General features: G+C 75.0%; 5 protein-coding genes. 1 reads left to right on the plus strand and 4 read right to left on the minus strand.

Annotated elements, in window-relative coordinates:
- Window positions 1–100: 100 nt before the first annotated feature.
- From ACFV4G_RS33750 to ACFV4G_RS33760, 3 genes are all read right to left on the minus strand, one after another.
- Window positions 101–1888, minus strand: a complete 1788-nt coding sequence (locus tag ACFV4G_RS33750) for a condensation domain-containing protein (RefSeq protein WP_380445994.1) — start codon at window positions 1886–1888, stop codon at window positions 101–103.
- Between the two features lie 721 nt (window positions 1889–2609).
- Window positions 2610–3398: an SDR family NAD(P)-dependent oxidoreductase gene (locus ACFV4G_RS33755; protein ID WP_380445995.1), complete on the minus strand. Its 789-nt coding sequence runs from the start codon at window positions 3396–3398 to the stop codon at window positions 2610–2612.
- 31 nt (window positions 3399–3429) lie between these two features.
- The gene (locus tag ACFV4G_RS33760) at window positions 3430–4278 is read right to left on the minus strand and encodes a BTAD domain-containing putative transcriptional regulator (RefSeq protein WP_380445996.1); all 849 of its coding nucleotides are present in this window, start codon (window positions 4276–4278) and stop codon (window positions 3430–3432) included.
- A gap of 285 nt (window positions 4279–4563) precedes the next feature.
- Here ACFV4G_RS33760 and ACFV4G_RS33765 point away from each other — a divergent pair, with 285 nt between their 5' ends.
- Window positions 4564–5601: a GDP-mannose 4,6-dehydratase gene (locus ACFV4G_RS33765; protein WP_380445997.1), complete on the plus strand. Its 1038-nt coding sequence runs from the start codon at window positions 4564–4566 to the stop codon at window positions 5599–5601.
- A 50-nt stretch (window positions 5602–5651) separates the two neighbouring features.
- On the opposite strand, the gene ACFV4G_RS33770 is transcribed toward ACFV4G_RS33765, so the two are convergent.
- Complete coding sequence (locus tag ACFV4G_RS33770; protein ID WP_380445998.1) at window positions 5652–5975, minus strand: hypothetical protein; 324 nt, start codon at window positions 5973–5975, stop codon at window positions 5652–5654.
- Between the last annotated feature and the right edge of the window lie 202 nt (window positions 5976–6177).

Below are 6177 nucleotides of genomic sequence, written 5' to 3' on the forward strand. Positions count from 1 at the left end.
GCGCGCGGGGGGCGCGGGGGCGCGCGCCGCCGCCCCGCCCCGCGCCCCCCCCGCCCGGCCCGCGCCCCCCCGCCCCCCGGCCGGACGCCGTTCGGGTCGGTTACGTGCGGGCGAGGACGGCGGCGAGGGCCGCGAGGTCGGTGTCGGTGGTGGCCAGGACCACCAGGGGAGCGGTCGCGGCCGGGCCGAGGCGGGCGATCTCGCACGCGATGAGGCCGTTTCCGGCGGTGGCGACCAGGGCGACCGGCGCGCGGGACTCCAGCAGCGGGGCCAGCAGCGGGCGGTAGGCGGCGGGTGGTGCGTCGTCGTGCACCGGGCGCAGCACGGCGAGGGCCTGCGGGCCGGGCCAGGTGCGGGCGGTGGCGGGGAAGCGGGCGTCCGGTGTGCCGGGCGGGGGCAGCAGGAGCACCCAGCCGGCGCCGGGGCGGGTGGCCCGGCGCAGGACATCGAGGTGGACGGTTTCCGGCGGCCCGGTCGGCCCGGTCGGCCCGGTCGGCCCGGTCGGAGCGGGGTCGGAGGGACCGCCCGGGTGCGGGACCGGGTGGCCGGCGAGGGTGGTGCGGAGGAGCTCGGTGGTGGCGAGGCCGCTCGGGAGGTCGGGGAAGCTGCGCAGCAGGTGTGCGCTCTGGCTGAGGAGTTCGGTCGCGTCCCGGTCGGCGAGCAGGGCGCGGTCGTGGACGGTGGTGAGGACGAGCCCGCCCGTCGCGTCGTAGTGCGCGGTGAGCGTGATCGGGTACGACGTGAAGGTGCCGGCGGGGGTGGGGGTGTCGACGTGGATGCCGTGGGCCGCCAGGCCGGTGTCCAGCCGGGGGTGGTGCGGCGCGAGCGGCAGGTGTTCCAGGACGATGAGGCTCTGCGGGCGCCGGCCGGGTGGCGTGCCGTTCCACCGGTGCGCCTGGCCGGGGGAGACCCACTCGTAGGAGGAGAGGTCGAGCACTCCGTCCCGCAGGGCCGCGAGGAGCTGCGGGACGGTCGTGCTCGGGTGTACTCGGACGGTGATCGGCAGCGGGGTGCGCAGGGCGCCGGGGAGCCGGTCGATGCCGTCCAGCGGGATCCCGCGGCCCGAGAGCGTCACGGCGAACCCGACCCGGACGGCCCGCGGGGCCACGCGCGGGTCCGGCTCCTGCGCGGCGCGGTACAGCAGCAGGGCCCACGCGGCCTGGAGGGCGCTGCTCTCGCCCGCGCCCCAGGCGGCGGCCCAGCCGCGCAGCCGCACCGCCTCGTACGGGGTGAGGCGGCGCCGGGCCCGTCCGCTGCCGCGGCCGTGGGCGATGTGGCCGGCCGGGACGACGACGGCGGCGGCGGCGGGCCGGGTGGACCAGAACTGCCGGGCGGGGCCGGTGTCCTGGGCGCCGAGCCAGCGGGCGTGGTCGCGGAGGTCCGGGCGGCGCTCGCCGCCGGGGAGGGTGCCGCCGGTCAGGTAGGCGCGGTAGAAGGACTGGAGGAGCAGGCGCACGCTCCAGCCGTCCAGCATGGCGTGGTGATAGGTGAGCAGCACGCGGGTGACGAGGCCCTCGTCGGACGGGCCGGTGTCGACCAGCGTGGCGCGCAGCAGGGCGGGCCGGCGCAGGTCGAAGCCGCGCCGGCGGTCGGCGTCCAGGAGCTCCTCCCAGCCGGGCGCGCCGGACGGGTTGCGGGTCACCTCGGGGACGGCGCGGTCGTGGAGGACGATCCACGGGTCGTCGTGCGCGTCCTCCGGCCAGTCGAACGCGGCCCGCAGGACGAGCTCGTGGTCGAAGACGGACTGCCAGGCGGCGGTGAACCGGTCGGTGTCCAGCGGGCCGTGCCAGTTCCAGGACAGCTGCTCGACGTGCCGCCCGCCGTGGTCGGCCCCGCCGGTCGCGTCGCGCAGGAGCTCGCGCTGGAGGGCGCTGGTGGGGACGGTCACCGGCGCCGGCGGGTGGGAGAGCGCGGAGCGCAGTTCCTCCAGGACGCCGAGGGTGCGGGCGGGCGGCCCGGCGGGCGGTCCGGCGGAGAGCCCCCGGGGCGCGCCCGGGGCCCCGCCCCGCCCGGCGCGCCCCCCCCGCCCCGGGGGGGGGGGGGGGGGGGCGGCGGGCCCCCCCCCCCCCCCCCCGCGGGGGGGGGGGGGGGGGGCGCCGGGCGGTCTCTCCCCCCCCCGCCCCGGCGGCCCGCGCCGGGCCGCCCGACCAGGACGGCGCGCACGCGCGGCCCGTGCGCGAGGCTGCGGCCGAGCTCGGCGAGGACGCCGTCGAGCCCGTCCGGGCCGGCGGCCTCGCGCTCCCACAGGACGTCCGGTCCCGCGCCGGGTTCGACGGCGCGCAGGGCCGTGCGCAACACGGTGCCGGCGTAGGGCTGGTAGAGCTCGACGAGGTGGAACTCGGCGGCCCGGCGCGGCGGTTGCCGCTCCTCGGGTGCCGGGGGGCGCCACTGCCGGGTGGCGGTGCGGGCCAGTGCGGCGGTGACCGAGCCGGCGTCGAGGCGCCGCGGCGGTCGCCGGGCGGGCAGGCAGGGCGGCGGCTCCGGGGTGCCGGCGACGAACAAGGTGACCGGTGCGCTGGCGAACTGACGTGTCGTCATCATTGATCAGCGGGCACCTGGCCCGGGTCCTTTCCGTCGGTGGCCGTGCGGGGGAGGGGCTCGGGGCCTGCCTACTGCGTGGCGAGGCCGCCGCAGACGTTGAGGGCCTGGGCCGTGATGCTCGCGGCCGTGGCGGTGGTGAGGTAGCCGGCCAGGGCGGCGACCTCCTCGGGGGTGGTGTAGCGCCCGAGCGGGATCTGGGTCTGGAAGTGCTGGAGGATCGTCTCGGGCGTCGTGTTGTAGGCGGTCGCGTACTCGTGGTGGATGCGGGTGGTGTTGGGGGTGTGCACGTAGCCGGGGCAGATCGCGTTGACGGTGGTGCCGGTGGGGGCGAGCTCCTTGGCGAGGGCCTTCGTGAAGCCGATGACGGCGTGCTTGCTCGCGGTGTAGGGCGCGCCGAGGGTGACGGGCTGCTTCCCGGCGGTGGAGGCGATGTTGATGATGCGCGGGTGGGCCGTGGCGGTGATGTGCCCGTGTCTGAGGGTCTCGCGGGTGACGAGGAAGACGGCGTTCAGGTTGGTGTCGATGACGTCGTACCAGAGGTCGTCGGTGGTCGTCGCGGTGGGGCCGCCGCCGGTGCGGCCGGCGTTGTTGACGAGGACGGTGATGGGCCCGTGGCGGTCCACGGCGTCCTGGACGAGCCTGGTGACCTGGGCCGGGTCGCGGACGTCGCAGGGGGCGCCGTCGGCCTCGATGCCCTCCTCGCGGAGCGTGCCGAGGGTGTCGGTGATGTCCTGGGCCGTGCGCGCGCAGATGTGGACGCGGTGACCGCGGTTGCCCAGCTCGCGGGCGATGGCGAGGCCGATTCCGCGCGTCCCGCCGGTGATGAGGGCGAGGGGTTTGCCGGATGTGGGCGTCATGGCGGGTCCTGGGTGAGGAGGGTGTGGGTGCTCAGGCCGGATACAGGTTGTAGGTCGTCGGGTGGAGGCTGGTGGCGGGCGTGTTGAGCGTGGGGTCGAGCGTGAGGATCGCGTGGTGCAGGTGCTGGAGGTGGGGCGAGGGCTGGATGCCGAGCTCGGCGGTGAGGCGGTGGCGCAGGTGGTGGTACGTGGTGAGCGCGGTGGTCTGCCGCCCGGCCCGGTAGAGGGCGACCATCGCCTGGGCGTGCAGGCCCTCGTGGTGCGGGTGCTGGTGGGTGAGGTGGGTGAGTTCGGGGATCAGCTCGTTGTGCCGGCCCAGGCGTAGGTCGGTGTCGATGCGGCGTTCGAGGGTGACCAGGCGGCTCTCCTCCAGCCGGATGATCTCGGTGCTGAGGATCGGTCCCGGAGTGATGTCGACGAGCGCGGGGCCGTTCCACAGCGCGAGGGCCTCGTGGAAGCGGGCGTTGGCGTCCAGGTCGTGGCCGCGGTTGAAGGCCTCCTGGCCGCGCGTGGTGAGGTCGTTGTACGCCTGGAGGTCGAGGGCGTGGCGGGCGGGGTCGGCGGGCGGGAGGGTGAGCTGGTAGCCGCAGTGTCTGGTGGTCAGGACGTCCTTGGCGGTGGTGTCCTGGCCGGCCGGCGGCGCCCCGGCGAGGGCGTGGGTGATGCGGCGGCGCAGCTGGAGGATGTACGTCTGGAGCGTCGTGAGGGCCCGCCGCGGCGGGTGGTCGCCCCAGATCTCGTGGATGAGCGTGCTCGTGGGGAGGATCCGGTTCGGGTAGAGCGCGAGCAGGGCGAGGATCTGCCGCTGCTTGGCGGCCGTGGGGACGATCGAGGTGCCGTTGAGGTCGGCGGTGAGCGGGCCGAGGACCTGGATGCGCATGGCGGTTCTCCCCTGGGTGCGGGCTCGGCGTGGTCGTCGAAGGAGTGTGCGGATGCGTCCGCACACTAAGCCCGTGCCGCGGGGGCGGCGGGTTTTCTCTAGCCCGGGTCGAGCCCGCTTCCGGGCCGGCTGTGGGGGAGCGAACGTCGTGGGGCGTCGTGGTCGTGGGGGCGTGGACGTCGTGATCCGGCCCGAAGTCTCGCAAATTCCTTAGCCGTGCTTCTGGTTCGCTGGCTGTGCCGAGAACGGCCCGCGAGCCCGCGAGCGGTGGCTGAAGGGGAACGGATGTCCAAGCGTGCACTGATCACCGGGGTGACCGGCCAGGACGGGTCGTACCTGGCCGAACACCTCATCTCCCTGGGGTACGAGGTCTGGGGCCTCACCCGGGGACAAGCGAATCCGCGGAAGGACCGGGTCAGCAGGCTGATCCCGGACCTGCGGTTCGTCGACGGCGACCTGATGGACCAGGGCAGCCTGGTCTCCGCCGTCGACTCGATCCAGCCCGACGAGGTCTACAACCTCGGGGCGATCTCGTTCGTGCCGATGTCCTGGCGCCAGCCGGAACTCGTCACCGAGGTCAACGGCACCGGCGTGCTGCGGGTGCTGGAGGCGATCCGGATGGTCAGCGGGATCAACAAGCCGGCGGGCGCGGTCGGCGGTCCCGGACGGATCCGGTTCTACCAGGCCTCCAGTTCCGAGATGTTCGGCATGGTGGCGGAGACCCCGCAGGACGAGCGGACCACCTTCCACCCACGCAGCCCGTACGGCGTGGTGAAGACGTACGGTCACTACATCACCCGCAACTACCGCGAGTCCTACGGGATGTACGGCGTCTCGGGGATCCTGTTCAACCACGAGTCGCCGCGCCGCGGGGCCGAGTTCGTGACCCGCAAGATCTCGCTGGCGGTCGCGCAGATCAAGCTCGGCCTGCAGGACCGGCTGCTGCTCGGCAACCTCGACGCCGTGCGCGACTGGGGCTTCGCCGGGGACTACGTCCGGGCGATGCACCTGATGCTCCAGCAGGACGAGCCGGGCGACTACGTCATCGGCACCGGGCGGATGCACTCGGTGCGGGACGCGGCCAGGATCGCCTTCGAGTGCGTCGGGCTCGACTGGGAGCGGTACGTCGAGGTGGACCCGGGGCTCGTGCGGCCGGCCGAGGTGGAGACGCTCTGCGCCGACGCCGGCAACGCGCGGGAGAAGCTGGGCTGGGAGCCGAAGGTCGACTTCCCGGAGCTCATGCGGATGATGGTGGAGTCCGACCTGGAGCAGGCGCGCGTCGCCCGCGACTACGGCGAGGTGCTGGCCGGCGCCCGCTGGTGACACGGGCCGGGAACGCTTGAGGGCGGTGGGGACGCGAAGTCCCCACCGCCCTAGCGTTGTTCCAGAGCCGGCCCGTTCGGCGGCCGGGAGAGTTCCAGGATCGCCAGCGCGATCCCGGCGCCCTGGTCGCCCAGCCGGGCGGCGTAGCGGCGCAGCATGGCGTTCTCCTGCGCGAGGCTGGTGGTCGGCAACCCGGCGGCGCGGCGGCTGAGTTGGTGGCCGCGGGCCAGCCGGATGCGGTGGACCAGTTGGGCGATCAGCTGCTCGTCGAGCTCGCTGAGCTCGCTGAGTTCGGCCGCGGCCGGGTCCGCGGTGCCCTCGGCGGAGGGCCGCGGCACTCTCGGTGCGTCGCCGTGCGGGAACGGTTCGGGCATGGCGGTGATCCTCGTCGATGTCGGGGCGCCGCCCCGGTCGGGCCGCGCCCATGGCTCGCGGAACTGACGATCCAGCCGAACGGCCCGGCAAATCCCTAGAGTCCGGCGGGGGTTGGAGCAAGATCGACAGACCCTGGGGTCTGCCTCCGGCCTCCCGTCGTCCGCCCGGAGGCAGACCCTAGGGAAATTCGGCGCGGGCCGG

This window comes from Kitasatospora sp. NPDC059747, from assembly GCF_042732955.1.
GTDB lineage: Bacteria > Actinomycetota > Actinomycetes > Streptomycetales > Streptomycetaceae > Kitasatospora.

Bases quoted from the DNA above. Each gene is read 5' to 3' on its own strand.
- ACFV4G_RS33760 (WP_380445996.1), bottom strand. From the start codon at position 4,278: ATGCGCATCCAGGTCCTCGGCCCGCTCACCGCCGACCTCAACGGCACC.
- ACFV4G_RS33765 (WP_380445997.1), top strand. From the start codon at position 4,564: ATGTCCAAGCGTGCACTGATCACCGGGGTGACCGGCCAGGACGGGTCG.
- ACFV4G_RS33770 (WP_380445998.1), bottom strand. From the start codon at position 5,975: ATGCCCGAACCGTTCCCGCACGGCGACGCACCGAGAGTGCCGCGGCCC.
- ACFV4G_RS33755 (WP_380445995.1), bottom strand. From the start codon at position 3,398: ATGACGCCCACATCCGGCAAACCCCTCGCCCTCATCACCGGCGGGACG.